Origin of the sequence: Aminomonas paucivorans DSM 12260 (assembly GCF_000165795.1) — a bacterium.
Taxonomy (GTDB): Bacteria; Synergistota; Synergistia; order Synergistales; family Synergistaceae; genus Aminomonas; species Aminomonas paucivorans.
Genome location: NZ_CM001022.1, coordinates 1,756,122 through 1,782,878, shown reverse-complemented (window position 1 = coordinate 1,782,878; position 26,757 = coordinate 1,756,122). Strand labels below are relative to the sequence as shown.

Sequence of the window (26,757 nt, the reverse complement as noted above, 5' to 3'; positions counted from 1 at the left end):
GCCATACCCCGTTCCGGCCGGACCCTTGCGGGTCCCGAGGTCGGTTTTGTCTTGGAGGAGAAAACATGGATTGCGTTGAGAGGAAGGACCCTCGCTGGCCCCTGTGGGCATCGGTGAAGCGTCCTTCGCGCTATGTGGGGGCGGAGTGGGGCTTGACCCCTCCGAAGCCCGATGCCCCGGGGCTGGTGCGGGTCTGCCTTGCCTTCCCGGATGTGTACGAGGTGGGGATGAGCTACCTGGGGTTTCAGATCTTCCACGCCCTCCTGAAGAGCCTGCCCCAGGCGGACCCGGAACGGGCCTACTGTCCCTGGCCGGACATGGAGGCGGAGCTTCGGAGCCGGGGCAAGGTCCTGGGGACCCTGGAGACGGATCGCCCCCTGGGGGCCTTCGATGTCCTGGCCTTCACCCTCCAGTACGAGCTCTCCTACACGAACCTGCTCACCATGCTGGACCTGGGGGGGGTGCCCCTGCACGCGGAGGACCGGACGGAGGCCCATGCCCTGGTGGTGGCGGGAGGCCCCGGCGCCCTTGTGGCGGAACCCCTGGCACCCTTCGTGGATGCCTTCCTCCTGGGGGACGGGGAGGTGCTGTGGCCCTCCCTGGTGCGGACCCTCTCTGGTCTGAAGGGGTGTCCCCGGGAGGAGCGCCTGCGCGCCCTGGCGGAGCTTCCGGGGGTCTACGTTCCGGCCCTGGGGATCCCCCGAACCCCGGTGCGTCGTCAGGTCCTGGCGGACCTGGACGAGGGTTTCCTTCAGGATCGGATGCTGGTCCCCTCCACCGCCATCGTGCATGATCGGGTGGCGGTGCAGGTGTTCCGGGGCTGCACTCGGGGGTGCCGGTTCTGCCAGGCGGGGATGATCGACCGCCCCGTACGGGAGCGGAGCGCCGCTTCGGTGTGCGACCAGGTGAAGCGGCTGCTGGACTTCACCGGATGGGAGGAGGTGGGCTTCCTCTCCCTGGCCACCTGCGATTGGTCGGGACTGGAGGAGGCGCTGGTCCGGCTGGACGAGATCCTTCGCCCCCGATCCATCAAGTTGAGCCTGCCCAGCCTGCGCATGGACGCCTTCTCCGTGGAGTTGGCGGCGAAGCTGGAGACCCTTCGCAAGGGGGGGCTCACCTTTGCCCCCGAGGCGGGGACCCAGCGGCTTCGGGACGTGATCAACAAGGGGGTCACGGAGGAGGACATCCGGGCCTCCCTGGAGGCCACCTTTGCCCACGGGTGGGATCGGGTGAAGCTGTACTTCATGATGGGCCTCCCCACGGAGACGGAAGAGGACCTGGAGGGAATCGTCCGCATCGCCAAGGAGACGGTGCGGACCGCTCGGGCCCACAAACGGCGGGGGGAGGTGGCGATCTCCCTGGCTGGCTTTGTCCCCAAGGCCCATACCCCCTTTCAGTGGGAGGCTCAGGCCACCCGGGAGGCCCTCCGGGAGCGGGGCCGGTGGGTCAAGTCCCGGCTCATCAAGGACTCCAAGATCCGTCTGTCCTACCACGATCCGGACCAGACCTTCCTGGAGGGGGTCTTCTCCCGGGGAGACCGGGCTCTGGCTCCGGTGCTGGAAGAGGCATGGAGGCAGGGAGCCCGGTTCGACGGGTGGACGGAGACCTTCGACCTGGGACGGTGGCTGGAGGCCTTCGAGCGGTGCGGGGTGGACCCGGAGGCGTACGTAGCCCGTCCCCGGCCCCTGGACGTGCCCCTGCCCTGGGCGCACCTGGACGCGGGGGTGACCCAGGAGTTCCTGCTCCGGGAACGGGCCCGAGCCCTTTCAGGGGAGCTTACGGGGGACTGCCGGGTCGGCGCCTGTCATGCCTGCGGTTTCGCCGTGGAGGAGTGCCCCCGGAGGGGGCAGCTCGCCGGGAAGGGGGGGAAGGGGTGATGTCCCAGGAAGAGAAAGAGGTCCTTCGGGAGGGCATCGAGGGGGTCTCCCCGCGCCCTACTCCGGCCCCGGTCAACCCTCGGGTCCGATTCCTCTACGCCAAGCGGGGAGCCGCCTGTTTCCTTTCCCATGCGGATCTTCCGGTGCTCTTCGGGCGGGCCGCCCGGAGGGCGGGGCTCTCGGTGAGCCTCACCCAGGGTTTCTCCCCCCACCCCAAGGTGAGCCTGGGTCCCCCTCTGCCCGTGGGGGTGGTGGGGTGTGGGGAGCCCCTGGAGGTTTGGTTCGACGATTGGGAGCCTCGGGCAGCGGGACGCTTCGGGGCGGTGTTGCCCCCCGGGTTCTCCCTGTTGGGGGCGGAGGAGGTCCAGGGTTCTTCCCTGGCTTCCCTCTGCAAGGCAGGGGCCTATCGGCTGTTCTTCCACGGACCCGTGGATCGGGAAGGGGCGGCGGAGGATCTCCGAACCTGCGAGGCCGCGGCGCCCTGCGTGAGGCGGGTCCGCCCGGAGGGGGACGGGCTGAGCCTGGTCCTGCTGGATCCGGACCGGTACGGGGCCTCCCACCTGGTCCGATGGCTTGCGGCGGCGGGGAGGATCTCGGGTTGGGGAGACCTCCTGGTGGTTCGGGAACGTCTGGGAGGGTGGAACGACGAGACGGAAGAGGTCCTGGAGCTGATGAGACCGGGTACCCCGGATCCGTCGGAGGAGGCGGTTCTGTGACGAAGGGCAAGAAGATCGTGGCCAACACCGTGGACTCCGAGGAGATGCGGGTGGCCATCCTGGACGAGCGGGGGCGGCTGTACGACCTCTACTTGGAGAGGATGTGGGAGCGTCAGCGCACCGGGGAGATCTACAAGGCCCGGGTGGACAGCGTGCTTCCGGGGATGCACGCCGCCTTCGTGAACCTGGGGGACGGGCGCAACGGGTTCCTCTACCTGGACGACGTGCCGGACCGAAACGTGAAGCCCAACGCGGAGATGATCGTCCAGGTGGTGAAATCCGCCCGGAAGGGCAAGGGCGCTCGGGTGACCCCCCGGGTCTCCCTGGCGGGGCGCTATCTGGTGCTGGTTCCGGGGGGGCACGAGACGGGGGTCTCCAAGCGCATCGCCGACGAGGACGAGCGCGCCCGGCTGCGCGGCCTGGCCCGGTCCTGTCGGCCCCAGGGATACGGCCTCATCGTGCGCACCGTGGCGGAGGGGTGCGACGAGGAGAACCTGATGCGGGACGTGGAGGAGCTCCTGGAGCAGTGGCAGGAGGTGGAGGAGAACGGCCGGCGCAACGCCGCTCCCTGCCTGCTTTACCGGGACCTGGGCCTCCTGGAGCGGGTGCTTCGGGACGAGCTGGACGGGGACGTGACGGAGATCGTGGTGGACAACGAGGAGGAGCGGGACCGGGTGGAGGAGTGGCTGAAGCACTTCCGCGACGGCGAACCCCCGGAGGTGAACTACTACCGGGGCAACACCCCCCTCTTCGAGATCTACGGCATCGAGAAGGAGATCGAGGGGCTTCTGGACCGGAAGGTTTGGCTTCACTCCGGGGCCTACCTGGTGATCGACCAGACCGAGGCCCTCACGGTGATCGACGTGAACACGGGCAAGTTCACCGGCTCCACGGACCTGCGGCACACCGTGCTGGCCACCAACCTGGAGGCGGCGGACGAGGTGGCCCGGCAACTGCGTCTGCGGGCCCTGGGGGGGATCGTGGTCATCGACTTCATCGACATGGAGACCGACGAGGACCGTCGAGCCCTGGTGGCGAGGCTTCAGGAGCTGTTCCGCAAGGACCGTTACCGTGCCCGGGTCTACGGGGTCACGGGGCTGGGACTGGTGGAGATCACCCGCAAACGGGCCCGCCCGGACCTGCGCTCCCTCGTGAGCCGGGGCTGTCCCTTCTGCGGCGGCCTGGGGTGGGTGGAGAAGGAGGAGAGCGTGGCCATGCAGATCAAACGCTTCCTGCGCAAGGTCTGCCAGTCCTCCCGATCCGAGGCCCTTTTGGTGGAGGCCTACCCGGCGGTGGCCCGGTACGTGGGGGAGACCTACCTCAAGGCCTGGCAGGAGGAGTTCGGGCGGACCCTCTTCCTTCGGGAGGTGCCGGAGTTTTCCTGGGCCCGGTACCGCCTGGATTCCCAGGGCTCCCTGGCTCAGATGGAGCATCGGGTGGATCTGCTGGAGCGGCGGGAGGAACGGGCGGTTGTACATCGCGCGGCTGCATCTCCGAGGGTTTAAGAGCTTCGGGGGGAGCCACGATTTGGCCCTGGGCTCCGGCTTCGTGGCGGTGGTGGGGCCCAACGGCAGCGGCAAGAGCAACCTGCTGGATGCCCTCCGCTGGACCCTGGGGGACAGCCACCCGGGGCGGCTGCGCATTGCCCGGCAGAGCGACCTGCTCTTTCAGGGATCCCCCAGCCTGCCCGGAGCGAAGGAGGCGGAGGTGACCCTCCAGCTTCGGGAGGATCTGCGGGTCTGCACCCTGCGCCGCCGGGTCCTGGCGGACGGCTCCACCCAGGCCCTGGTGGACGGGGAGCGCCGGACCCTCCAGGAGCTGGAGGAGACGAAGCGCCAGTTTCGCCTGGAGGGGGACCGGTTCGCCTTCATCGGGCAGGGCGAGGTGGCGGAGGTGATCCAGCAGCGTCCTTCCGCCCGCCGTCTCCAGCTGGAGACCCTCTTCGGCATCGACGTGTACCGGAAGAGACGCACCGACGCGGCGGACCGCCTCGCCCGGGGACAGGAGGAATACCAGCGCCTTCGGGCCTTCTCCGCGGAGCTGGCGGCGCGTAGGGAGGAGATCGCCCCGGAGGTGGCCCGGGCGACCCGAGCCCGGGAGCTGCTGGATCGGTTGGAGGAGCTGCGCAGGCGCTACTACTGGGTTCGGAGGCGACACCTGGAGGAGACCCTGGAGGAGCGTGCCGCCGCCCTCGAGCTGTTGGGGGGACTGCGGGAAAGCCGGAGCTTCTGGCGACGGGCCTGGAGCCTCAAGGCCGCCTACCTGGAGGGGGAGTGGAATCAGGCCACCGCCTCCCGGGAGGAGGAAACCCGCCAACGGGAAACCCTGCGCCGTTTCTTCGAGGAGCAGGGGCGGCGGGCCTATTCCCTGGGCACCTCCCTGGCGGAGGGTGCCCGGGGGGAAGAGGAGCTTCGCGGGGAGGAGCGATCTCTGGAGCAGCAGGACCGCCGACAGGCCGCGGAGTCGGAGGCCCACCGAGAGGTCTGCTCCTCCCTGGAGGGGGAGTGGCAGGAGGTCCTGGCCCAGCGGGAGGAGTTGAAGACGCGGCACGAAGAGATCCGGAGCCGGGCCCGGGCGGACCGGGAGATCCGGGAAGAGCTTCTGCGGCGTCGGGGTGCCCTGGAGGCGGAGAAAGCCAGCGCCGGGGCGTACCTGTCCACCCTGGGGCAGCGATGGTTGGAGGGACGAAAGGACCTGGAGCGTCTGGGCCACCTCCTGGAGGAGGTGGGGGCAGAGCGGGATCGGGCGGCACAGGGCCGGGAAGGGGCTTTGGCCCGGGTGGAGACCGCCTCTTCCCGTCACGCGGAAGCCTACGCGCGTTGCCAGGAAAGCGCGGCGGAGATTCAGCGGCTTCGCAGGGAGACCGCCTCCCTGCGCTCCAAGACGGAGGAATGGTCCGAGGTGCTGGAGCTGCAGGTGCTTCCCCGGCCGGTGCAGCACGTGGTCTCTGCGGCCCGTCTGGGGAAGCTGGACGCCAGTCCCGTGGTGGTGCTGGATGCGTTCCGCTGCCCTCCCGAATGCGCCGAGGCGGTGGAGGCCTTCCTGGGGGGGAGGCAGTTCTGGATGCTGGTGAAGACCCTGGAGGAGTCGGGGCGCTGCATCGACCTTCTCAAGGGACACCAGGCGGGACGGGGGACGTTTTTGCCCCTGGAACGCACCCGTCCCCGCCACCCCGACCGCGCCGGCGCGGCCTCCGCTTCCGGGGCGGTGGGGTTTGCCCTGGACCTGGTGGAGATCCAGGACCAGTGGCGTCCGGCCCTGGAACACCTCATGGGGGATCTGCTGGTGGTGCGCACCTACCGGGACGGCCAGTCCGTGGCGCGCAGTGCCTTCCGGGGCCCCGTGGCCACCCTGGAGGGGGACGTGTTCCAGCCTACCGGGGCGGTCTCCGGGGGAAAGAACGCCTCCCGCCATCGGGCCCTGGAACTGAAGGCCCAGATCGAAGAGGGGCAGGCCCGGGTGGGGGAGATGGAGAGCCGGATCGCCTCCCTGGAGGCGGCGCTTCTGGACCAGGAGGAGACGGAGCGAGAGGCCGCCTCGGGCAGGGAAAAGGCCCTGGGGGCCTTGAAGGAGGCGGAGGCGATCCTGGAGGAGGCAAGTCGCCGTCTCGGGGCGCTGGAGGAGGAACGGAGTCGATCCCTCCAGCTGGGGGAGGACCTCCGGCGGCTTTTGAAGGAACAGGGGAGAAAGCGCCTGGAGACTCTCCGGGAGGCTCGGGACCTGGAAGAGCGCCTTCCCTCGGGGGAGGGCGCGGAGGAGGAGTCCGCCCTGGAGGCGGAATGGGAACGGTGCCGTTCCCGGGTGGAGCTGCTGGAGGAACGCCTCAAGGGAGCCCGTTTCCTCTTGGAGCGCATGGAGGAGGAGAGACGACGCCTCGTCGGCCGAAGGGAGCAGATCCGGGGGCTTCTGGAGGAGAGGAAGGTCCGTCGGGGGGAGGCTCTGGAGGAGCTGAGGCATCTGGGGCAACGGTGGCTGGAGGCGCACCGGCGCCGGGAGGACCTGGCCCGACAGGGGGAGGAAGGGGCGGAACGCCTCCGGTCCCTTCAGGTCCGACTGGAGGTCGCCCGAAGGCGCCAGAAGGGGGCGGAAGGGGCGTCCGTGGCCCTGGAAGCGCGGCTGGGGGAGGCGATGCAGGAGCGTTCCGCCCTGGATCGGGAGCTGACGGAGCTGGTGGCCACCTGGGAGGACCAGTACCCCTATCCGGGGGTGGAGCCGGGGACGGAGGAGGACCCCGCTGCCCCGGACCCGGAGGAACTGCGACGGAAGGTCCGGGAGCTGGATCGGGCCGTCAAGGATCTGGGGCCGGTGGATCTGGGGGCTCTCTCGGAGGACCGATCCCTCCAGGACCGTCTGGCCTTCCTGGGAGAACAGCTGGACGACGTCCGGGGAAGCATGGGGGAGCTGGAGAAGCTCATCGCCGACGCGGACCGGCAGGCCCAGACGGTGTTCTCCAAGGCCCTGGGGGAGATCGACCGGCGCTTCGACCACCTGTTCCAGCGGCTCTTCGGGGGCGGGGAGGCGCACCTGGTGCTGCTGGAGGCGGCCAACCCCTGGGAAGCGGGGGTGGAGGTGGTGGCCCGCCCCCCGGGGAAGCGTCCCCAGGGCATCTCCCAGCTCTCCGGGGGGGAGCAGTCCCTCTCCGCTATCGCCCTGCTCTTCGCCTCCATGGAGGTGGCGGGGTGTCCCCTGGCGGTGCTGGACGAGGTGGACGCGGCCCTGGACGAGGTGAACCTCCGCCGCTTCGCCGACCTGGCCCGGGAGTACGCCCAGTCCCGTCAGATCCTGGCCATGACCCACCGTCGGGTCACCATGGAGCGGGCGGATCTGCTCTACGGGGTCACCCTCTCGGAGCCCGGGCTCTCCCAGGTGGTGGGGGTCCGGTTGGAGGATTGGGCCTGATGGAGACCACCCGGGACGACCTGCTCTGGGGGGCCCTCACCCTGGAGCAGCCCTCGGAGGGGCAGGGCCCTCGGGTCACGGTGGACACGGTGCTGTTGGCCCACTTCGTCCGTCTCAAGGGGAGGGAGCGGGTGTTGGAGCTGGGGTGTGCCCACGGGGCCCTCTCCCTGCTTCTGGCGGCGCGGCTGCGCGCCCGGGGGTGTCTGGGGGAGGGCTTTTCCCTTCGGGGGCTGGACCTCCAGCCCCGGCTGGTGGAACTGGCCCGAAGGAACGCCCGTTCCAACGGCTTGGAACGCTGGACCCGCTTCGACCCGGGGGATCTTCGGGACCGAGCCTGCTGGGGAGACGGGAGGCCCTACGACGCGGTGGTGGCCAACCCGCCCTACGAGGATCCGAAGCGGAGCCGACCCAGCCCCCGGGAGGGAGTGGCCCTGGCGGTACACGGTCTGGCCTGCTCCCTGGAGGACCTGGTCCGGACGGCTCGGGGCTGCCTGCGCAGCCGGGGGCGCCTTTTCCTCGTGATGCGGGCCAAACGCCTGGGGGAGCTCACGTCCCTGCTCCGGGAACACCGGCTGGAGCCCAAACGCCTGCGGGCGGTGCACCCCAAGCCGGACCGAGCCGCCTCGGTGGTGCTCCTGGAGGCCCTGCGGGACGGGGGGCCCGGGCTGACGGTGGAGCCTCCCCTGTTCATCCACCGAGGCGACGGGACCCACTCGGAGGAACTGTTGGAGGCGTACCGTCTGGAGGATACCCCATGCCCCTGATCCTGGTCCCCACACCCATCGGCAACCTCAAGGACATCACCCTCCGGGCCCTGGAGGTCCTGGAGGCGGCGGATCTGGTGGCCTGCGAGGATACCCGGCGCACCCTGGGGTTGCTGAACCATTTGGGCCTGCGCAAGCCCCTGCTCTCCACCCACGAACACAACGAGGTCCGACGGATCCCGGAGATCCTCCGGGTCCTGGGGGAAGGGAAGACGGTGGTCCTGGTGTCCGACGCGGGGACCCCCGGGATCTCTGACCCGGGGGGGCAGGTGCTGGCGGCGGCCCTGGCGGCGGGGTACGAGGTGGATGTCCTCCCGGGTCCCAACGCCCTGATCCCGGCGTTGCTCCTCTCGGGGCTGGATCCGCGGTCTTTCCTCTTCGTGGGCTTCCTGGAGGGACGCCCCGCCGCCCGCCGCCGACGAGTCCGCTCCCTGGCGGATCGCCCGGAGACCCTGATCTTCTACCTCTCCCCTCACCATCCCGAGGAGGACCTCGCCCTGTGGAGGGAGGAGCTGGGGGACCGGCCCGCGGCGGTGGTCCGGGAGATCAGTAAGGTACACCAGGAGGCCCTTCGGGGCACTCTGGGGGAGCTTCTGGAGGCTGCCCGGGGAGGACGGCTTCGTGGGGAGCTGGTGGGGGTGGTGGCGGGAGCGGAACCCCCTGAGAACTCGGACGTCCCCGACTCTCTCTGGCAGGAGGAGGCCCTCCGGGAGCTGGAGGAGGGCGGGGACTGGCGCGCGGTTGTCAAGTCCCTGGGGGAGCGCTATGGTATCCCGAAGAACCGCGCCAAGGCCTTTTTGTGGCAGCGCCGCGGCGAAGAATCCCGAAACGGACCTGCGTGAGGAGGAACCCCCCATGAGTGAACAGCGAACCCCCTTCTACATCACCACCCCGATCTATTACGTCAACGACGTCCCCCACATCGGCTAAAAACCGTTGGTATCACCGGGTTTTTCTCCGGTTTCCCTTGTATTCGCCCCCGTTCGGTCAATGTTCCGCTAATCTGCATCCGCACATTTCAACTTCCGTAATCCTTCCCCGTGGTCCGGTTTCCCTGCGGAGTATGTCACTCTAGTATATGTTGTCTGTCACATATGCCAAGACCCAGGTGCCCCCTTCCTGCTGACCCAAAAAGGCAAATAGCACATGGGCACATGCACTAGCCCCGGGCGGGTTCCCCTCTACCTGTAGTGGCGCTGTCCATCGTGTCGACATGGCGGTTGCCCTCTTTTGCCGATAGATATACAATGGGGTATCTCGTTAGGGGAGGTGAAAACATGCGAATTAAGGAGCTTCGAGAAGCCCGGGGGTTAACCCGATACCGAGTGGCGCGAGACAGCGGGTTGGATTGGGGGCGGCTACGGGACGCCGAAGAGGGGAAGGCGGGGTTGCGTCTCGATTCTGTCGTCAAGCTGGCGGACGTCCTAGGTGTGAGCCTGGACGAACTTTGCGGGCGAGAGTGGCCGAAGTCGGCGTGAGAAAAGAAAGAGCCCCGGGGAGCGTCTCCCCGAGGCCCAAAGAGAAAGGTGGTGCACGCATGCCTGGTAAGTCCAATCTTACCACGAAGGACCCGAGAGCGATACAAGTATGTGGTCATATAGACCATAAGGCACGCTGTATCTGTGATGAAGTTTATTTTCCCGGAGAAGAAGGGCCATTCACTCTTTGTTTGCCAATTAAGCACCTAAATTACACCAAGAGCAAGTCTTTGGATTACATGGAGAGGCTTTCTAGTAAAATCAAAACGAGATACCTGCAAATCGCTAGAAGGACAAGGAAACGGCTTAAATTGGGCAGGGAGACAGTCTGGGACGCGGCACGTCGTTTATTGGACTCACAAGATCCCTCTCTTCGAGATGCGGAGGAAGCTGTAGCACGTTTTCTATTTTCCCAGGAACTTGAGCGGGAGTACGACGAAGCTTGCAGTCGGCTCCTGAGGGCCCAGGGTCTTCCTCCTGGGATGTCTCCGCGCCGGCGCATCTCGAAAATCGGAACAGCAGAGAAACCGGAACCTCGCAAGGTGGTCATCCCCCGCCGTCCTGTTTCCCGCCCTGCTCCCCGTCGAGCTGTGCAGTCTCGGTCCCGTGCTCCTCGGCGTTCCCACGTGGCCCGGGTGGCGACGGTGGCAGCCTCCCCAGGTGGAGGTGGTGGTCCCGGCGACGGAGACCCCGACCAACAACAAGGAGACCCACCTGCATCACCCTGGCTGCACGGTCAGGGTCTAGTACCGCCATCCCCTAGATCCTCCTCATCCGACCTGATCCCCTCCGGCCCTGAGCCCGAGGGTCGCTACTGCATGGTCTCCGGGGGTGACTGCCGATGAACCTGAACCCGAACGCATCCCAGGCGCAGACCCAAGCGGAGGCCATCTTGAGGCGGCTCCTGACCGGGGAACACATCACCCCGCTTGAGGCTCTGGACGGAGTGGGGTCCTTCCGCCTGAGCGCTCGAATCTACGACTTGAAGCGCCGTGGCTGGCCGATCCGGTCCCGGCTGGTCGATGTCGGCGACGGTCGGCGGGTAGCGGAGTACTCGCTGGACCTGGACGCTTCCTGGACGCAGACCCCGGATGAGGAGAACCAGCCTCTCCAGGGGCGGCAAGGCAGCCTTGATCTTGGGGGTGGGTGCTGATGAGTCGCTACAACGCCTCCCCGGACGAGCTGCGGCGGTGGTTTTGCAGAGTGATTCCTTCCCCCGTCCAGTGGGGCGGCCCGGGCGGTTGGTCCGGCAGGTGCTTGTCTCCCCTGCGGCCTGAGAAGAACCCGAGCTTCGGCGTCTGCTGCGACCCGGAGCGGGCGGGGTTCCTGGATCGCACCACGGGGCAGCACGGCGGTGTCCTGGAGCTGGCCCGGCTGCTGGGGGTGGACCCTCCCGGAGAGGGCGGACAGGCCGACCCGGAAGCCCTGGCGAAGGCCGAAGCGGAGCGCCAGAAGGCAGCCCTTGAAGCGGCCCGGGCGGCGGTGGCAATGCGCAAGGCCTGGGATGAAGGGAAGGTCCTGGATTCCCCCCATGTGTACCAGGTCCGTAAGGGGCTCCCTGTTCTCCCGGGCCTGAAGGTGGACGGCACCGGGGGCCTGCTGGTTCCCCTGTACGACTCCATCGGCGGCCTGGCGGGGGTCCAGCGGATCGGCGCGGACGGCTCCAAGCGGCTCATCAGGGGCTCCGTCCTGACGGGCTCCTTTCATTCGATGGCCCCTGACTGGCGGAACCCCAAGCACAAGGCCATCTACGTGGCAGAAGGCTACGCGACGGCCTACAGCCTTCAGCAGCTAGTGGGTGACGCTGGCGTGGTCCTAGCGGCCTTCAGCACGTCGAACGTCCCGGCCGTCTGCTCCCTGGTGCGGCGGTGCCGTCCCCATGTGGTCCTCTACGCGGCGACGGACAACGACGAAGCCGGGCGGCGGGCTGCGGAAGCGGCGGCGAAGGAATCCGGGGCGGTTCCCCTCACCCCGGAAGGGACCCCGGGGTCGGACTGGAACGACTTGGCGACGTCCCTGGGGCTCGAAGCGGCACGGGAAGAACTCCAAACAGCGAAAGGGCGTGGTGAAACCATGGCGGCGGAAATCCTGCGGCTCCAACAGGTGGCGGAGGATTCCGCCGTGGATCAGGGCGATGACTGGGGCGACCTCGAAGTAGGGCCCCCCATCCCCCTCCTGCCCCTCTCGGACGACCCGGAGGACGACGACTTCCCCCCGGCTGCTGTAGCAACGACCTGTGAGGCGTTCCCGGAGGCGGGACCGGCTACCAGGAAGGCGGGGCGTCTTCGCTTCGCATGGAGGCGGGACCTGGAGGTTCTCCCCCCGGACTGGCTGGTGGAAAGGCTCTTCGAGCGGGACACCCTCGGCCTGATCTTCGGGGAGCCCGGCAGCGGGAAGAGCTTCGCGTCCGTGGGCCTGGCCTGTTCCGTAGCCACGGGGCGGTACTTCTGCGGGCGGAAGGTCCGGCAGGGGGTTGTGGCCTACGTCGCCGGGGAAGGGGCAAGGGGCCTGGCCCGACGTATCGCCGGATGGGAAGAGCACCACGGGGTTCTGGTGGATCGTCTGGCCCTGTCGAACTGCGCTGCTGACCTGGCGACCCTGGAGGGCATCGAGGAAGCCTCGGCGGCCCTGGCTGTCATCCGGGAAGAGGCGGGAGAACCCTTGGCCCTGATCGTCCTGGATACCGTGGCCCGGTGCCTTGCGGGGGCGGACGAGAATAGCTCCCAGGACGTGGGGCGCTTCATCGGGGCCATGGATCGGTTGCGGCTGGAGAACCCCGGGGCGCTGATCCTGGCGGTTCACCACTCCGGGCACGGGGACCGGAACCGGGCGCGGGGCTCCTCGGCCCTGAAGGCTGCGATGGACACAGAGCTGTGCGTCACCAAAAGCAACCACCTGGTGACGGTCACCGCCACGAAATCGAAGGACGCGGAACTGGGAAATCCCCTGACCCTGGAACTCCAGGATGTAGTCCTCCCGGGCCTGGCGGATGAAGAGGGGCGGCCTGTCCACAGCGCCGTCTTGGTGGAGGCTCAGGGAGGCATCCAAGCCCCCAGGAGGGAATCCCTTCGTCCGGTCCTGCGGCAGGCGCTGGACTCCTGGTACGCGGCGGCGAAGGACCACGGCAGGCTGGACCGGGACGGGGCTTTCCTCGGGGTCCACCTGGAGGACTGGAGGAGGACGTTCTACTCCGGCAGCACGAAGGACAGCTCGGACGCGAAGAAGAAGGCGTTCCAGCGGACAAGGGACGAACTGGTGTCCCTCGGGTGGCTTCTGGTGGAGGAGGACCTGTACCGCCTCGGCCCGGCTTCCCCTGGGGCGGGCATTGAGGAAGGGAACTTGGCCCGGGATCTGCGGGAACGGATCGGCTGGACCCCCAGGGGCCGGGGTGAGGAGGACCTTCCCGGGGGTTCCCTCGGGCTCGACGGACCCGCCGAGGACACTTCAACACAGCACATTACGAAGCGGGACAAAGCGGGACAAAACGGGACATGTCCCGGCCTGTCCCGGGACAAACCGGGACACACCCCTATAGGGGGTGTCCCGTGTCCCGGTCCCGTCCCGGTGTCCCGGGGGGAGAAGGGGCCGAATGAAGAGAACCTTCCTTCATCCAGACCCGACCCCAGGACCCGCCCTCAGGAACCTCCGATGGCCCGGGCGGCGACGGCGGCACCGGCGAAGGACCCGACAGGTGAGCGGCATAGTATGCCGGTCACGGACCCGACGGCGACGGCTCCCCCCACTCTGGACCGGGCACCGGCTCCTGTCCGACTGGCGGAGCTGACCGAAAGGGCGGCGAAGGTGGTTGATCTTCCCAAGGGCAACATCCGGGACTGGCTGAAGGGGGCATGAGGACGATGACGATGCAGGACTATGTGGCGCTGACGGAAGAACTCGGGATCGTCCCGATCCTGTGCGGTCCCAGGGTGGCCCTCATCGGTCCCGACCCGGGACCCCTGGAACGGGCGCGGGCGCTCCTGGACGCCTCGAGGTTGGAGGGGGCCCTGCTGCTCCACCTGGTGGACGCGAAGGCTCCCGGGTGGGAACAGGTGGCGGAACTCCTGGCCGAAAGGGAGGCGATCATGGGCGAGGGGGAACCGGTCCCCCCGGGACAAGTGGCAGAAGGGACATTGTCCCGGTTTGTCCCGGTCCCGGGAGCGAGTAGCGCGGATCAGGTGCTTGTGAGTCTGCTTTCCCGTCTCCAGGACGGACCCCTGAGCTTCGCGGCGGCGGTGCGGGGCTGCGGGGAACGGCTGGTCTACGCTGCCATGGGTGCGGGGCTGGTCCGTCGGTCGGGGGATCGCGTCTTCCTGGGGAAGGCTCCCCGCGTGGCGGACCCGGTGATTCCTGCGCCGGTCGAGGCGGTCCGGGTGCTCCCGGTCTCGGAGGCGGGGGATTCCCCTTCATCCGACCCTGGGGACCTTCTTTCGGCGGCCTCCCGGGCCGAAGGCATCCACTACGCCGAAGCCCACCGCCGTTTCGGGGGGCAAGCGATCCGGGACGCCGTGCGGGCGGGGCTGATCGACGCGGAGATCGACGGGACCTTGAGGAGGGCTGCGTGATGCGGATCTGCGGCATCGACCCGGGTTTGCGCGGCGCGGTGGCGATCCTTGAGGCGGACGGTTCCCCGTGGAGGATCGAGGACATGCCCCTGCGCTCCCTGGGGAAGACACGGCAGGAGGTGGACGGGGCGGCTTTGGCCCGGTTCCTGGTCGAGGCCGGGGAGATCCGGCTTGCGGTGGTGGAGGCGGTGCACGCCATGCCTGGGCAGGGGGTCTCCTCCTGCTTCTCCTTCGGGCGGAACGTGGGCGTGGTGGTGGGGGTTCTGGAGGCCCTGGGGGTTCCCCTCCTGGAGGTGTCTCCCCGGACCTGGCAGGGGGACGTGCTGCGGGGAACCCCGGGGGACGGGAAGGAGCGGGCCCTGCGGTGGGCCTCCCTGGCCTTCCCCGGCGCGTCCCTCTTCACCCCCCGGGGGAAAGGACTGGACGGAAGAGCGGATGCCCTGGCCCTGGCGTGGTACGGCCTACGGGCGGCGGGAAGGGCAGTGGCGTGATGCACGGCCTTCTGGCGGGACTGGCGGGGCAGCGGTACGCGGATCGGCTGGAAGTCCTGATGGAGGTGTACAGGGGCCTGGACGGGCCCGTGGATGTCTCCCTGATGCTGGAGGATCTGGAGGACCTGCGGGAGCGCTTCGGGGACGTCCTGGCCCTGCTGCGGGGGGTGCGGTCTTGAGGCTGGTGGTCGATGCGGTGGCCCGGGTGGAGGGGGCTTCCCGGGATCTGGTGGCCCAAATGGTGGCCTTGGCTTCGGCCCCGAACCCGGCCTACGTCAGCGCGGCACGGGCGGGGCGCTGGACCGGAGGTATCCCTGAAACCCTGTGCCTGGCCCGGGAGGTGGGGGACACCCTCCTCCTCCCCCGGGGTCTGGTGGGGCGGCTGCTGCGAGAGGCCAAAGACCGGGGGTTGGACGTGGACCTAGTGGACCATCGGCTCCTCCTCCAGGGCCTGGGCCTGACCTTCAAGGGGACCCTCCGGGAGTACCAGGAGAACGCCCTGCGGCAGGTGGGGGGCCGGTCTCAGGGGGTTCTTGTGGCCCCCTGCGGTGCGGGGAAAACGGCGCTGCTGGGGGCGCTGGTCGCAAAACGGCGGCAACCTGCCATCGTCCTGTGCCATACCCGGGACCTGGCCTTCCAGCTTCGGGAGGACCTGGGGCGGTGGCTGGGTGTCCATGTGGGCCTGGTGGGGGCGGGGGAGTACTCCCCCGGGGGCGTGGTGGACGTGGCCCTGCTCCAAAGCCTGCGGGACCCGGAACGGCTGGGCGACCTGACCGGGCGGTACGGCCTGGTGGCGGTGGACGAGTGCCACCACGTCCCCGCTATGACCTTCGGCGAGGTGGTGGGGGCCTTCCCCGCAGTGTACCGGTACGGCCTTTCGGCGACCCCGACCCGGGCGGACGGCCTGACGCCTCTGCTCCATGCGGTTCTCGGCCCGACCCTGGCCCGGATCGAAGCGGAGGACCTGGAGGACGAAGGGGTGCGGGTGCGTCCGGCGCTGCGGTGGCTTCGGGGCCTCCCTGTCCCCGGGTTCGACCCGGAGGACTGGTCACGGTCCGTCTCCCGGCTGGCTCGAAGCGAACCAAGGAACCGGCTCATCGTCGGGGAGGCGGCGGGCCTTCTGGGTGAAGGGAGGGCCCTCCTCATCCTGGCCTCCCGCAAGGAACAGGCGGATGTCCTGGCGGCGGGACTTCGGGAGAAAGGGTATGGGGCGGAGGCCCTGCACGGAGGTCGTACGAAGGCGGACCGGGAACGCATCCTGGAGGACCTGAAAGGGGGCTCCCTGCGCTGCGTGGTGTCGGTGAACCTGGCGGACGAAGGCTTGAACGTCCCCGTCCTGGACGCCCTACTCCTGACGGCCCCCACGAAGAACCCGGGGCTCCTGGAACAGCGGGTAGGTCGCATCCTCCGGGCCCTTCCGGGGAAGGCGGTTCCCCTGGTGGTGGACCTGGTGGACGGCTGCGGGGTCTTGGAGTACCAAGCCCGGTCCCGGTTCTTCTCGGTGTACCGGGCCCTGTGCGGGGGTGGAACGGAACAAACGGAAGTTGAAAGGGGGAGACAAAGTTGACTAAACGAGACAGCAACAGGGGGGGCCTCAACGAAAGACATCGTCACCTGGTGGAACTCCTTGCGGGGGGAGCCAGCATCACGGCGGCGGCCCTTGCTGTGGGCATGTCGCGGCAGCGGGTTTCGGACCTGACGCGGAAAAGCCCTCATTTCCGGGCGGCCCTTGAGGTCCGGCGGCACGAAGTCTTGTCAGAGCTGCGCGGCAAGCTCCAGGCTGCGGTGATGAAGGCTGCCGAAGTGACCCTTCAGCTACTGGACGATGAGGAAGTTTCCCCGAACGTGAAGCTCCAGGTAGCGGCGGGCCTTCTGTGGAGAACGGAGAGGTTCTTCACCTCCGCTGCGCCGGAACCGAGAGACGCGGAGCAAATCGCCGAAGAGCTGATTGGGGAAGCACAGCTTGATCCCCTCCAGGCGTTGCGCGACGAAACCGGGGAAAAGCAGCGGCTCCTTGATCTGGATGTCGATGAACTGGAAAAGGACGGACGGCTGGGGGTGGCGTAGGCGACGGTGGCCCGGGGCGGCATCCTCCCGGGGACGATGGGGCAGGATTACAGCAGCGAGGAGATGCCCCGGGTTTCCAGGATGTGAAGCAGCTTTCGGGCTGCCCCAACGGGCTTCTTTGCGCCGGTTTCCCACTTCTGAAGGGTGGAGGCGCTGATATTCAGGAGGGCAGCTAGGGTATTCTGATTCAAGCGGGTATCGGCTCGAATCTTACGGATGGCCTCGGGGGAGTAGGTGGGAATTGCCGGAAGGCAAAGGGCATCGAACTCCCGCATCCCCTCATCCGAAAGGACTCCCGAGGCATGCAAATCCTGGGCCGTTTCGTGCACTTCCTGAAGAATGCGGCTCATGGTGTCACCTCCTGAATGTCTCCCGCTTTGATGGCTGCTTCCAGTTCGCTTTCGCTTAGGCCAAGCAGGGATTTGGCCAATTGTTGCAATGCCTTTGTTTCTCGGTCCGTGATGCTGGAGCGTTCGTTCTTCCTGAACCCGAAGAGGAAGAACCACGTGCCTTCGTACCGAGTCGCCACGATGGTACGGGCTCCGCCCCGCTTCCCTCGACCGTGCAGGGCTACCCGCTTCTTGTAGAGGTGTCCTCCAAGGCTGGCGTCGATCAACCCTGTTCCCATCTCTTGAACCGCCGCTTCAAGGGAGGCATCGTCGACATCGTTGTCCTTCATCCATCGAGTAAAAGGGGCAGTCCGGAGGATTCGGTTCATGAGGATATACTAGCACCTAGTGCTACTGACGACAAGGCCGGGGCCATCTTTGTACAGAACCGGTCGGATCTGCACAAGGCATCTTTTGATATCGAATGATATTGACAGAGCATATTTGATCCGATATGCTATGGACATCCCGGGGGAGGTGGAGCCCATGACCCGCAAGGCCCAAAGCGACGGAACCGACGCGGTGCTCTACGTGCGAGTCTCGACGCTGGATCAGGCGGAGAACGGGGTGAGCCTGGATGCTCAGGAAGAGCGCCTTCGGGCCTATGCCCTGGCTTCCGGCCTTCGGGTGGTGGCGGTCCTCCGGGAGGAGGCGGTGAGCGGGACGGTTCCCCTTCACTCCCGCCCTGAAGGCTCCCGGGTTGTGGATCTGGTGGCCCTGGGGAAGGTGCAGCACGTGGTGGCCCTGAAGCTGGACCGGCTCTTCCGGTCGGCGGTGGACGCACTGACCACCACGGAGGAATGGGAGCGGCGGGGAGTGGCCCTGCACCTGGTGGACATGGGCGGGCAGTCGCTCAATACGGGATCGGCCATGGGGCGGATGATGCTGACCATGATGGCGGGGTTCGCCCAGTTCGAAAGGGACCTGACGGCGGAGCGCACCAAGGCGGCCTTGGCCCACAAGCGGGACGCGGGGACGGCGTACTCCCCGACGCCCTACGGCAAGACCCGCACGGGGGATCTGCTGGAGGACGACGTGAAGGAAATGGGGGTGCTCTCCCTCATCCGGCAGTGGCGGGACTCGGGGGAGACGCTGCGGGGCATTGCAGACCGGTTGAACACCCAAGGGGTTCCCTCGAAGCGGGGCGGTCAGTGGCACGCTTCGACGGTGAGGTACATCCTGGCCCGGGTGGCCTAGGGGGTGAGGCGGTGACAGCGGAACGGCTCTACACGGTGGAGGAGGCAGCGGAGCATCTGGGCGTTTCTATGGTGACGGTAGGACGGTGGCTCCGGTCGGGGAACCTTCGGGGGGTAAAGGTAGGTAGGGCCTGGCGGGTACCGGAAAGCGCCCTGGACGAGGTAGCCCAGCGGGGCACGGCGAAGGCGGAAGAGTAGAGCGGGGAAGGTCGGTAGAGTGGACGGGAGGCGTAGACCATGAAGATGCACGTAGCGACGGCCAAGGGAGACTTTGAGGCGGACTTGAGCGTTGCCCGGATCGAAGTAGGGGGCCCGGATGGGGTCGTGCTGTTCCTGGAGAGTGACATGGCGGTTCGTCTGGGTTCCTCCAGGGAGGATGGGGTCGTGTCGTTGACCATGGCGGGGCCGTAGCGAGACTCGAAGGCAAAACCAACGGGGAAGACAAGGACCGGGTGAGGGGGAGATCCCTTCATCCGGTCCTTTGCTGTGGGCTGATCCATGGGTTCCTGGTCGAGGACCTGAACCAGCTCGGTCGGCGGAACCTGACCCGGGAGAAGCGGGACGAGATGATCCGTCGTCTTGCGGCGGCGGGGGTGCCACAAAGAAAGATCGCTACTGCGGCGGGGTGCTCGCTGGGCAAGGTCAATGCGGTAGCCAACGAGGCGTTCAAAAGTGAACATGTCCCCACCGTTAACGCCACCACCGCAGCCCAGGAGCTGGAGGCCAAGCAGGACGAGATCGAAGCCCTGCGGCGGCTGGCGGAGGCGGAGCGACAAGATGTCGCTGAACCCGGCTTAACAATCCCCTGGTTGGTCCTGATCCCGGGCGGGCTTTCCCTTCACCCAGGCCCCCTCCCGCAGCGCAGGGGGGGGTGTTTGTTGGACACCTCCCCCCAGAGCGGCACGCACGGGCCTTCCCCCCCCCCCACAGGCAGCACCGATACCCTCCCGGGGTCATCGAATTGACGACCCCCGGCGGTGTGCCCTCACGGGCAGCACCGATACCCTCCCGGCACCAAACACGCGATCCTGGGGCGTCCTGGGCCCCTCCGTGGGCACGTGGCGCGGTCTCCTCACATTGGCCTGTACGGCGAAGCTGAAGGGAAGCCATAGGATACCCGTCAAGGAGGACTCCCGGCAGGGGGAATGTCCCGGTGCAGGGCTGCCAGTAGGTTAACTGGGTAGGGGTACAGGATGGACGGTGCAAAAGGGTGAAGGGGGTACGCGCTGGGCGGTGAAGCGGGGTAATCCTGAAAATTGGTAGTTCATGAGGCGGGGGGACAAGGACTGCTTGTACCCTTCGGGGGTGTCGGGAGTGCCGACGCCCTTTGATGGCCCGGGCGGTGGAAGGGGGGTAACGTTTTGTTACACCCTTTGGCGGACCTGGGCGGCGGCGCGGCGGATGCCGTCGCGTTTCACGACGCCATCCGGTTGCTCCCGGGCAAAGGGTCTCACCACTGCTTAGACCCCTTGAGGGTGGGGGTACTGTCCCCATCCTTGGGATCATATCGGTGCTGTCAACGGAATGGTCGAGGCGGATCATTTTACCGGCGTCGGTAAAGGGCCTTCTCGGGTAACATCACCACTCCCGAAGCTACTCCCCCGGCTGCCGCAGGGGCAATGAGTCCACGAGAAGCGGATGGATTCGCGATCCGCGATTCCATCGGGCTGCTCCTGGCGGTGGGGTTACTTCAAGTAAGGGACAGCTTGGCGGATGGCCTCAATTCGGCTGAGGGCATCCGGGGGCGGCATACTGTGCCGGTCACGGGCCTGCGGCAGCGCCCAAAGGTCGCGGATCGCGACGTTAGGCGGACCTGCTCCAAAGCGGACCGGTTCCCCTTCACCCTGCTCCTGGCCCCTGGGGGTTGGGTACCCCTTGCGGCGGTCGCGTGGCGGTCGCGTGACGACCCTCCGAGAACGTGACCGGCGGGGTGAAGGGGGACCCTCCCAAAGGAGAAGGACCGGAGGTCTCCCCCCCGGCCCCTGGTCCCGCCGCCTCCCGGGCCTGCTCCCTTCACTCCCGGCCCCGATCCGCCGCGCTGCTCCCGCCCCCTTCGCGGGAGCCCCAGAAGGCCCCTCCCTTGGCCCGGGTGGTGTCCGAACCCGTCCGGGGGAAAGTAGGGGCTCCTGGGGGGTTCCACGTGGCTCCTGGGGCTCAAGGTGGGACTCTGGGGGGGTAAGAGCGGCGTCATTTCTTGAGCTTCCGGGGTGCGTGCCGTTTCGCCTCCGGGAACAAAGCGTTGACCGGGGAGGCGTGCCGATGGGCCTCTTGCAGGTCCTCCCGGTTCAGGTTGGCGTACCGGGTGGTCATCGTCATGTTGCTGTGGCCAAGGATGCGCTGTAGTTCCAAGGCGCTCCCTCCTCCCCTCAGAAAATTGGTGGCGAAGATGTGCCGAAGGCTGTAGACGGTGAGGTTCAACCCGAACCGGGCGGTGACGGGGCGGAGGCGGTGTCCGAACTCCGTAGAGGTCATGGGACTTCCTGTGGAGGCGGCGAAGATCGGCACGTCTGGGCCCCACCAGTCGGGGCGGTTCCCCAGAAGGGTGTTCAGCAGCTTTGCGGTGGGCTTCGAGAAGAACACGGTCCTGGGTGTGCGCGTCTTGGTGGTCTCGGCGCGGAGAAGGGCGATCCCCTGCACTAGGTCCACGTCTTCAGGGCGAAGCTGCCATGCTTCGTTCGGCCTGGCTCCCGTGTCGATGAGAAACAGGACAGCGGCCTTGTCGCGGAGGCCCACATAGGTGGTGGTGTCGAACCCCTCTCGGATGAAGGAATCAAGGGCCTGTACCGGGGTATCGATGAACTTGTGGGTGCCCTTCTTCGTCCGAATCCCCTCGCCGGGGTTGTCGGTGCGGTAGCCCTGGGAGATGCACCAGTCGAAGAAGCATTTCAGCGTGGCGCGGTAGAGGTTGTGGACGTTGGGACTCTTGGCGTGCTGAAGGAGTCGCACCGCGTCGGCTCGGTTCCCTTCATCCTGGCTCTGGGCGGCGAACTGCCGTAGGATATAGCCTTGGTTCTTCACGGTGGATGGCGCAAGGTCCAGGCTTCGTTCATCAAGGTACTCTTCGACCATCTGTGACAGGGTAGGCAAGACCTTGCGAATCGGAACGGCGCTCCCCATATGACAAACCCCCTCCCTGACATTCTTCCCGGGGGCGAAAAAACGGAACCGGGTTTTACCCCGTTCTATAGCGCGGTTGTCAAGTCCCTGGGGGAGCGCTATGGTATCCCGAAGAACCGCGCCAAGGCCTTTTTGTGGCAGCGCCGCGGCGAAGAATCCCGAAACGGACCTGCGTGAGGAGGAACCCCCCATGAGTGAACAGCGAACCCCCTTCTACATCACCACCCCGATCTATTACGTCAACGACGTCCCCCACATCGGGCACGCCTACACCACCATTGCGGCGGACGTGCTGGCCCGGCACCACCGAATGCTGGGGGACCCCACCACCTTCCTCACTGGTACGGACGAGCACGGCCAGAAGATCCAGCAGGCCGCGGCGGCCAAGGGCCTGACGGCCTTGCAGCTGGCGGACCAGACGGTGGAGAACTTCCGCCGGCTCTGGAAGGTCCTGAACATCACCAACGACGACTTTATCCGCACCACCGAGCCTCGACATGAGAAGGTGGTGCAGCACATCTTCTCCACCCTCCTGGAAAAGGGAGACATCTACCTGGGGTCCTACGAGGGCTGGTACTGCGTGCCCTGCGAGACCTACGTCCCCGAGGCCCAGATGGGGGAGGGGAACACCTGTCCCGACTGCGGCAGGCCCCTCCAGAAGATGACCGAGCAGAGCTACTTTTTCCGCATGTCCAAGTACGAGCAGCCCCTGCTGGACTACTACGAGGGGCTTCCCGAGGCCATCCTGCCCCGCACCCGGGCCAACGAGATCCTGAGCTTCCTCCGGGGGGGGCTGAAGGACCAGTCCATCTCCCGCACCACCATGAAATGGGGGGTCCCGGTACCCGGAGACGAGCAGCACGTGGTGTACGTGTGGTTCGACGCCCTCATCAACTACCTCTCCGCCCTGGGGTACCCAGAGGCGGGCAAGCCCTGGGAGACCTTCTGGCCCGTGGCGCACCACCTGGTGGGCAAGGACATCATCCGGTTCCATTCCGTGGTGTGGCCCGCCCTGCTCCTGGCTCTGGGGCTGCAGCCCCCGAAACGGGTCTTCGCCCACGGCTGGTGGACCGTGGAGGGGGACAAGATGTCCAAGTCCAAGGGCAACGTGGTGGACCCCTTCGAGATGGCGGAGCGCTACGGGGTGGACGTGTTCCGGTACTTCCTCCTCCGGGAGGTGCCCTTCGGCCTGGACGGGGACTTCTCCGAGCTGGCCCTGGTGCAGCGCTCCAACGCGGACCTGGCCAACGACCTGGGGAACCTGCTGAACCGGACCCTCCAGATGGTGGAGAAGTACTGCGGCGGCCAGGTGCCTTCCGCAGTGCACCCCGAGGCCCTGGACCGGGAACTGGAAATCCTGGCGGGGCGCACCGCCGAGGAGATGGACCGGCTTCTGGAGCGGTTCGCCTTCGACGAGGCCCTGAAGGCCCTGTGGGCCTTCCTGGGGCGCTCCAACAAGTACATCGACGAAAACCTCCCCTGGAACCTAGCCAAGGAGGGGAACCAGGAACGGCTGGACACGGTTCTGCGGACCCTTTTCGAGGCGCTGCGTCAGGCGGCTCTCCTGTCGGCCCCCTTCCTTCCCGAAACGGCGCAGCGCATGTGGGACCAGCTGGGCCTTCCGGGAACCCCGGAAGGGACGGGGCGGAGCCCCTGGTCCTTCGGCCCCCTGCCGCAACCCGTGCAGGTGCGCAAGGCGGGGGTGCTCTTCCCCCGGGTGGACCTGGAGCAGTGGAAGGTCGAGAAGGCCGCCCGGGACGCCGCCGCATCGGGGGGGGACATGGACTACAGCGACCACGAGGAGCAGATCACCATCGAGGACTTCCGTAAGCTGGAGTTCCGGGTGGCCCGGGTGCTCCATGTGGAGCCCGTGGCCAAGGCCAACAAGCTCTTCAAGCTGGACCTGGACCTGGGTTACGAGAAACGCACCATCGTCTCGGGGATCCGGGAGTTCTACACCCCCGAGGAGCTGGAGGGCAAGAACATCATCGTCATCTGCAACCTCAAGCCCTCGGTGATCCGAGGGGTGCAGAGCAACGGCATGCTCCTGGCGGCGGAAAGCCCCAGCAAGACGAACTTCGGTCTTGCCCTGCTGACGGTGGACCAGGACATCCCCGTGGGAAGCCGGATCCACTGACGGATCGCCCCTCTGGGGCACAGAAGCATCGCAGGGGACCGGGAGTTCCGCCCCGTCGGGCGGGTTCCCGGTCTTCCCTTTTCGGGAGGAGAAACCATGAGATTTGTGGACACCCATTGTCATTGGAACGAGGAGCCCCTGAAGGCTCCCCTGGAGGAGCAGCGGGCCGCCGCTGCGGAGGCGGGGGTGGTCCGGGCGGTGGTGGTGGGCTTCGATCTGCCCTCGTCCCGCCGGGCCCTGGAGCTGGCCCGCCAGCCCGGAGTACCGGAGATCCTGGCGGCGGTGGGGCTGCATCCCCACGATGCCCGCACCGCCGACGAGGGCTTCTACGAGGACCTCCGGGCCCTCCTGGCGGATCCCCGAGCCGCAGCCCTGGGGGAGATCGGGCTGGATTACTGGTACGACAACTCCCCCCGGGAGGTGCAGCGAGAGGTCTTCGCCCGACAGGTGGCCCTGGGGGTGGGGGTGGGCAAGCCCCTGGTGCTCCACCTGCGGGACGGGAAGGACCCGGAGGCCGACGGGGTCTACGGGCAGGCGTTTCGCATCCTGGAGGAGGGGAAAGCCCGTGAGGTCGGCGGGGTGTTCCACTGTTTCGGGGGGAACGCCTCCCAGGCCCGGGCCGCCCTGGATCTGGGGTTCCATCTTTCCTTCGCCGGTCCCCTCACCTACCCGAAGAACCACGCCCTGAGGGACATCGCCCGGGACTGCCCCCTGGACCGGATCCTGACGGAGACCGACGCTCCCTACCTGGCTCCCCAGGGGCACCGGGGCAAGCCCAACGAACCCGCCTGGGTGGTGGAGGTGGCTCGAACCCTGGCGGAGGTCCGGGGCCTTTCCCTGGAGGCGCTGACGGAAGCGGTTTGGGAGAACGCGGAACGGCTCTTCTGCCCCGGAGGTCCCCGATGAGCTTCCGGCTGCTGGCGGAGTGTCCCGTCACGGGGGCCCGGGCGGGGGAGTACTCCACCCCCCACGGAACCCTCCGAACCCCCGTGTTCATGCCCGTGGGGACCCAGGCCACGGTGAAGGCCATGGCGCCCTTCGAGCTGGAGCAGATGGGGGCGCAGATCCTCCTGGGCAACACCTACCACCTGTTCCTGCGCCCCGGGGAGGATCTGGTGGAACGGGCGGGGGGGCTCCATCGGTTCATGGACTGGCCGCACCCCATTCTCACCGACAGCGGGGGTTTTCAGGTCTTCTCCCTGGCGGAGCTGCGGACCCTCTCCGACGAGGGGGTGGTGTTCCGGTCCCACCGGGACGGAAGCCGTCACCTCATGACCCCGGAACGGTCCGTGAAAATCCAGGAGAAGCTGGGCAGCGACATCGCCATGTGCTTCGACGAGTGCGTCCCCTATCCCTCTACCCCCGAGGCCTCCCGGGAGGGGATGGAGCGCACCCTTCGGTGGGCGGTCCGGTGTCGGGAGGCCCACGCCCGACCCGGACAGGACCTCTTCGGCATCGTCCAAGGTTCCGTGTACGAGGACCAGAGGGTCCTCTGCGCCCGGGAACTGGTTCGCCTGGACTTCCCGGGCTACGCCATCGGGGGGCTCTCGGTGGGGGAGTCCCACGGGGAGATGTACCGCATCCTGGACTGCCTGGCCCCGGAGATGCCGCGAACGAAGCCCCGGTATCTCATGGGGGTGGGGCACCCCGCCAACCTGGTGGAGGGCATCGCCCGGGGGGTGGACCTCTTCGACTGCGTGCTTCCCACCCGCAACGGACGCAACGGCACGGTGTTCACCTCCACGGGACGTCTGAACGTGAAGAACCAGGCCCTGGCGGAGGACTTCCGCCCCCTGGACGAGACGTGCGACTGCTACGTGTGCCGCCACTACACCCGGGCCTACCTGAGGCACCTGTACAAGGCCGGGGAAATCCTGGCGGCGCGGCTTTGCACCTGGCACAACCTGCATTTCCTCCTCTCCCTGGTGGAGGGGGCTCGAAACGCCATCCTGGAGGGCACCTTCCCTGCCTATCGGGAGGCCTTCCACGCCCGGTTCGACGACGTGCGGGAGGCAGAGGCGTGAGGACCCGCCTGCTTGCCGTGACCCCCTCGTCCCGGTCCCGTCACCTGGAGGAGGCCGTGCGGGTACTCCTGGGCGGGGGGCTGGTGGCCTTCCCCACGGAGACCGTCTACGGCCTGGGGGCGGACGCCACCAACCCCCGGGCGGTGGGGGGCATCTTCGCCGCCAAAGGACGCCCCGGGGACAACCCCCTGATCGTCCACGTGGCCTCCCTGGAGGAGGCGCAAGCCCTGGGGGCCTTTGACGATCGTGCCCGAGCCCTGGCGGCCCGTTTCTGGCCCGGCCCGCTGACCCTGGTGGTGGAGGCGGACCCCCGGATTCCCGAGGAGGTCCGGGCGGGGTTGCCCACGGTGGCGATCCGCATGCCCCGGCACCCCCTTGCCCAGGATCTGATCCGCCTGGCCGGGGTTCCCGTGGCGGCTCCCAGCGCGAACCGCAGCGGCAGGCCCAGCCCCACCGACGCGGCGTCGGTTCGGGAGGATCTGGACGGCCGCATCCCCCTGATTCTCGACGGGGGCCCTGCGGAGGTGGGGGTGGAGTCCACGGTGGTGGACGTCACGGGAGAAAAGGTGGTCCTTCTTCGCCCGGGGGGGATCTCCTCGGAGGATCTGGAACGGGTCTGCGGCCCCCTGGGCTACCCCCAGGGGGAGGACCTGCTTCGGCGCTCCCCGGGCACTCGACACCGCCACTACGCCCCGGGGGTTCCCCTGTGGCTCTGGGACGGGGGGGATGTTCCCGAGGAGATCCGGATCCTGGAGCGGGAGGGCGTCCCCTGGGGCTACGTGGGGGTTTTGCCGCCCCCCGCAAACCCTGCCTGGGAGCTGCGGGGGGGAACCTTTGAGGAGTATGCCGCCCTCCTCTTTCGCGCCCTGCGCCGGTTGGAGCAGCAAGGTGCTCGGGGCATCCTGGCGGAATGGCCTCGGGGCAAGGCGGGCATCGCCCGGGCGCTACGAGATCGTCTGAGCCGAGCTTCCGGGGGACGGGAGCCTCTTGTCAACGAACCGGAACGCTGTTAGAATCTCCAGCGTTGTGGCAGCAGACCA

At 67.6% G+C, this 26,757-nt stretch carries 24 protein-coding genes; 21 read left to right on the top strand and 3 right to left on the bottom strand.

Translation table 11 applies throughout. The features are described from left to right. Window positions 1–65: 65 nt before the first annotated feature. From APAU_RS08475 to APAU_RS08405, 14 genes are all read left to right on the top strand, one after another. Window positions 66–1,877, top strand: a complete 1,812-nt coding sequence (locus APAU_RS08475; protein WP_006301315.1) for a radical SAM protein — start codon at window positions 66–68, stop codon at window positions 1,875–1,877. Continuing rightward, window positions 1,877–2,593 (top strand): TIGR03936 family radical SAM-associated protein, encoded by a 717-nt coding sequence (locus APAU_RS08470; RefSeq protein ID WP_006301314.1) that lies wholly within the window; start codon window positions 1,877–1,879, stop codon window positions 2,591–2,593. Before APAU_RS08475 ends, APAU_RS08470 begins: the two co-directional genes overlap by 1 nt. Further along, window positions 2,590–4,098: an Rne/Rng family ribonuclease gene (locus APAU_RS08465; protein ID WP_006301313.1), complete on the top strand. Its 1,509-nt coding sequence runs from the start codon at window positions 2,590–2,592 to the stop codon at window positions 4,096–4,098. Before APAU_RS08470 ends, APAU_RS08465 begins: the two co-directional genes overlap by 4 nt. Further along, a complete protein-coding gene (gene smc / locus APAU_RS08460; protein WP_006301312.1) occupies window positions 4,064–7,492 on the top strand; it encodes a chromosome segregation protein SMC in 3,429 nt (1,142 codons plus the stop codon). Before APAU_RS08465 ends, smc begins: the two co-directional genes overlap by 35 nt. Next, a complete protein-coding gene (locus APAU_RS08455) occupies window positions 7,492–8,256 on the top strand; it encodes a tRNA1(Val) (adenine(37)-N6)-methyltransferase (protein WP_006301311.1) in 765 nt (254 codons plus the stop codon). The genes smc and APAU_RS08455 overlap by 1 nt, the downstream gene beginning before the upstream one ends. After that, window positions 8,247–9,098, top strand: coding sequence for a 16S rRNA (cytidine(1402)-2'-O)-methyltransferase (gene rsmI / locus APAU_RS08450; RefSeq protein WP_006301310.1), 852 nt, complete (start codon window positions 8,247–8,249; stop codon window positions 9,096–9,098). The genes APAU_RS08455 and rsmI overlap by 10 nt, the downstream gene beginning before the upstream one ends. A gap of 405 nt (window positions 9,099–9,503) precedes the next feature. Next, window positions 9,504–9,734, top strand: coding sequence for a helix-turn-helix domain-containing protein (locus tag APAU_RS14905; RefSeq protein WP_083806796.1), 231 nt, complete (start codon window positions 9,504–9,506; stop codon window positions 9,732–9,734). Window positions 9,735–10,575: 841 nt separating this feature from the next. Next, window positions 10,576–10,887 (top strand): helix-turn-helix domain-containing protein, encoded by a 312-nt coding sequence (locus tag APAU_RS08435; protein WP_006301307.1) that lies wholly within the window; start codon window positions 10,576–10,578, stop codon window positions 10,885–10,887. Window positions 10,888–10,991: 104 nt separating this feature from the next. Next, window positions 10,992–13,586 carry an AAA family ATPase gene (locus tag APAU_RS12620; protein ID WP_050792498.1) on the top strand — a complete coding sequence of 865 codons (2,595 nt, stop codon included), beginning with the start codon at window positions 10,992–10,994 and terminating at the stop codon, window positions 13,584–13,586. Then, a complete protein-coding gene (locus tag APAU_RS14660; protein ID WP_156789468.1) occupies window positions 13,583–14,296 on the top strand; it encodes a hypothetical protein in 714 nt (237 codons plus the stop codon). Before APAU_RS12620 ends, APAU_RS14660 begins: the two co-directional genes overlap by 4 nt. Beyond that, complete coding sequence (locus APAU_RS08420) at window positions 14,296–14,787, top strand: RuvC family protein (RefSeq protein WP_006301304.1); 492 nt, start codon at window positions 14,296–14,298, stop codon at window positions 14,785–14,787. The genes APAU_RS14660 and APAU_RS08420 overlap by 1 nt, the downstream gene beginning before the upstream one ends. After that, window positions 14,784–14,966 carry a hypothetical protein gene (locus APAU_RS08415; protein ID WP_156789467.1) on the top strand — a complete coding sequence of 61 codons (183 nt, stop codon included), beginning with the start codon at window positions 14,784–14,786 and terminating at the stop codon, window positions 14,964–14,966. Before APAU_RS08420 ends, APAU_RS08415 begins: the two co-directional genes overlap by 4 nt. Before the next feature lie 5 nt (window positions 14,967–14,971). Continuing rightward, the gene (locus APAU_RS08410) at window positions 14,972–16,354 is read left to right on the top strand and encodes a DEAD/DEAH box helicase (RefSeq protein WP_232207834.1); all 1,383 of its coding nucleotides are present in this window, start codon (window positions 14,972–14,974) and stop codon (window positions 16,352–16,354) included. Window positions 16,355–16,404: 50 nt separating this feature from the next. Next, window positions 16,405–16,854, top strand: a complete 450-nt coding sequence (locus APAU_RS08405) for a hypothetical protein (RefSeq protein WP_040345013.1) — start codon at window positions 16,405–16,407, stop codon at window positions 16,852–16,854. Window positions 16,855–16,901: 47 nt separating this feature from the next. Here the strand turns inward: APAU_RS08405 and APAU_RS08400 are convergent, their stop codons facing one another. Next, window positions 16,902–17,204 carry a helix-turn-helix domain-containing protein gene (locus APAU_RS08400; RefSeq protein WP_006301300.1) on the bottom strand — a complete coding sequence of 101 codons (303 nt, stop codon included), beginning with the start codon at window positions 17,202–17,204 and terminating at the stop codon, window positions 16,902–16,904. Continuing rightward, window positions 17,201–17,572: a type II toxin-antitoxin system RelE/ParE family toxin gene (locus tag APAU_RS08395; protein WP_006301299.1), complete on the bottom strand. Its 372-nt coding sequence runs from the start codon at window positions 17,570–17,572 to the stop codon at window positions 17,201–17,203. The genes APAU_RS08400 and APAU_RS08395 overlap by 4 nt, the downstream gene beginning before the upstream one ends. 130 nt (window positions 17,573–17,702) lie before the next feature. On the opposite strand from APAU_RS08395, the gene APAU_RS08390 reads away from it, so the two are divergent. Genes APAU_RS08390 through APAU_RS13330 form a run of 3 tightly spaced genes read left to right on the top strand, consistent with a single transcriptional unit; the run spans window position 17,703 to window position 18,850 of the window. Continuing rightward, on the top strand, window positions 17,703–18,440 hold the full coding sequence (locus APAU_RS08390) for a recombinase family protein (RefSeq protein WP_198004002.1): 738 nt from the start codon (window positions 17,703–17,705) through the stop codon (window positions 18,438–18,440). Window positions 18,441–18,451: 11 nt separating this feature from the next. Then, entirely contained in the window at window positions 18,452–18,637 is a 186-nt protein-coding gene (locus APAU_RS08385) for a helix-turn-helix domain-containing protein (protein ID WP_006301297.1), read from the top strand. Window positions 18,638–18,676: 39 nt separating this feature from the next. Continuing rightward, on the top strand, window positions 18,677–18,850 hold the full coding sequence (locus APAU_RS13330) for a hypothetical protein (protein WP_006301296.1): 174 nt from the start codon (window positions 18,677–18,679) through the stop codon (window positions 18,848–18,850). Window positions 18,851–20,626: 1,776 nt separating this feature from the next. Here the strand turns inward: APAU_RS13330 and APAU_RS08375 are convergent. Then, entirely contained in the window at window positions 20,627–21,385 is a 759-nt protein-coding gene (locus APAU_RS08375) for a tyrosine-type recombinase/integrase (RefSeq protein ID WP_198004001.1), read from the bottom strand. A 361-nt stretch (window positions 21,386–21,746) separates the two neighbouring features. Between APAU_RS08375 and metG the strand changes: the two genes are divergently transcribed. From metG to APAU_RS08355, 4 genes are all read left to right on the top strand, one after another. Beyond that, window positions 21,747–23,693, top strand: a complete 1,947-nt coding sequence (metG, locus tag APAU_RS08370) for a methionine--tRNA ligase (protein ID WP_006301293.1) — start codon at window positions 21,747–21,749, stop codon at window positions 23,691–23,693. A gap of 96 nt (window positions 23,694–23,789) precedes the next feature. Then, window positions 23,790–24,599: a TatD family hydrolase gene (locus APAU_RS08365; RefSeq protein ID WP_006301292.1), complete on the top strand. Its 810-nt coding sequence runs from the start codon at window positions 23,790–23,792 to the stop codon at window positions 24,597–24,599. Further along, the gene (tgt, locus tag APAU_RS08360) at window positions 24,596–25,717 is read left to right on the top strand and encodes a tRNA guanosine(34) transglycosylase Tgt (protein WP_006301291.1); all 1,122 of its coding nucleotides are present in this window, start codon (window positions 24,596–24,598) and stop codon (window positions 25,715–25,717) included. The genes APAU_RS08365 and tgt overlap by 4 nt, the downstream gene beginning before the upstream one ends. Then, complete coding sequence (locus tag APAU_RS08355) at window positions 25,714–26,730, top strand: L-threonylcarbamoyladenylate synthase (RefSeq protein WP_006301290.1); 1,017 nt, start codon at window positions 25,714–25,716, stop codon at window positions 26,728–26,730. The genes tgt and APAU_RS08355 overlap by 4 nt, the downstream gene beginning before the upstream one ends. Window positions 26,731–26,757: the final 27 nt, after the last annotated feature.

What these genes read in the sequence shown, in the direction of transcription:
- APAU_RS08475 (WP_006301315.1), top strand. Translation starts at nt 66, where the DNA reads ATGGATTGCGTTGAGAGGAAGGACCCTCGCTGGCCCCTGTGGGCATCG.
- APAU_RS08470 (WP_006301314.1), top strand. Translation starts at nt 1,877, where the DNA reads ATGTCCCAGGAAGAGAAAGAGGTCCTTCGGGAGGGCATCGAGGGGGTC.
- APAU_RS08455 (WP_006301311.1), top strand. Translation starts at nt 7,492, where the DNA reads ATGGAGACCACCCGGGACGACCTGCTCTGGGGGGCCCTCACCCTGGAG.
- rsmI (WP_006301310.1), top strand. Translation starts at nt 8,247, where the DNA reads ATGCCCCTGATCCTGGTCCCCACACCCATCGGCAACCTCAAGGACATC.
- APAU_RS14905 (WP_083806796.1), top strand. Translation starts at nt 9,504, where the DNA reads ATGGGGTATCTCGTTAGGGGAGGTGAAAACATGCGAATTAAGGAGCTT.
- APAU_RS08435 (WP_006301307.1), top strand. Translation starts at nt 10,576, where the DNA reads ATGAACCTGAACCCGAACGCATCCCAGGCGCAGACCCAAGCGGAGGCC.
- APAU_RS14660 (WP_156789468.1), top strand. Translation starts at nt 13,583, where the DNA reads ATGAGGACGATGACGATGCAGGACTATGTGGCGCTGACGGAAGAACTC.
- APAU_RS08420 (WP_006301304.1), top strand. Translation starts at nt 14,296, where the DNA reads ATGCGGATCTGCGGCATCGACCCGGGTTTGCGCGGCGCGGTGGCGATC.
- APAU_RS08400 (WP_006301300.1), bottom strand. Translation starts at nt 17,204, where the DNA reads ATGAGCCGCATTCTTCAGGAAGTGCACGAAACGGCCCAGGATTTGCAT.
- APAU_RS08395 (WP_006301299.1), bottom strand. Translation starts at nt 17,572, where the DNA reads ATGAACCGAATCCTCCGGACTGCCCCTTTTACTCGATGGATGAAGGAC.
- APAU_RS08390 (WP_198004002.1), top strand. Translation starts at nt 17,703, where the DNA reads ATGGACATCCCGGGGGAGGTGGAGCCCATGACCCGCAAGGCCCAAAGC.
- APAU_RS13330 (WP_006301296.1), top strand. Translation starts at nt 18,677, where the DNA reads ATGAAGATGCACGTAGCGACGGCCAAGGGAGACTTTGAGGCGGACTTG.
- metG (WP_006301293.1), top strand. Translation starts at nt 21,747, where the DNA reads ATGAGTGAACAGCGAACCCCCTTCTACATCACCACCCCGATCTATTAC.
- APAU_RS08365 (WP_006301292.1), top strand. Translation starts at nt 23,790, where the DNA reads ATGAGATTTGTGGACACCCATTGTCATTGGAACGAGGAGCCCCTGAAG.
- tgt (WP_006301291.1), top strand. Translation starts at nt 24,596, where the DNA reads ATGAGCTTCCGGCTGCTGGCGGAGTGTCCCGTCACGGGGGCCCGGGCG.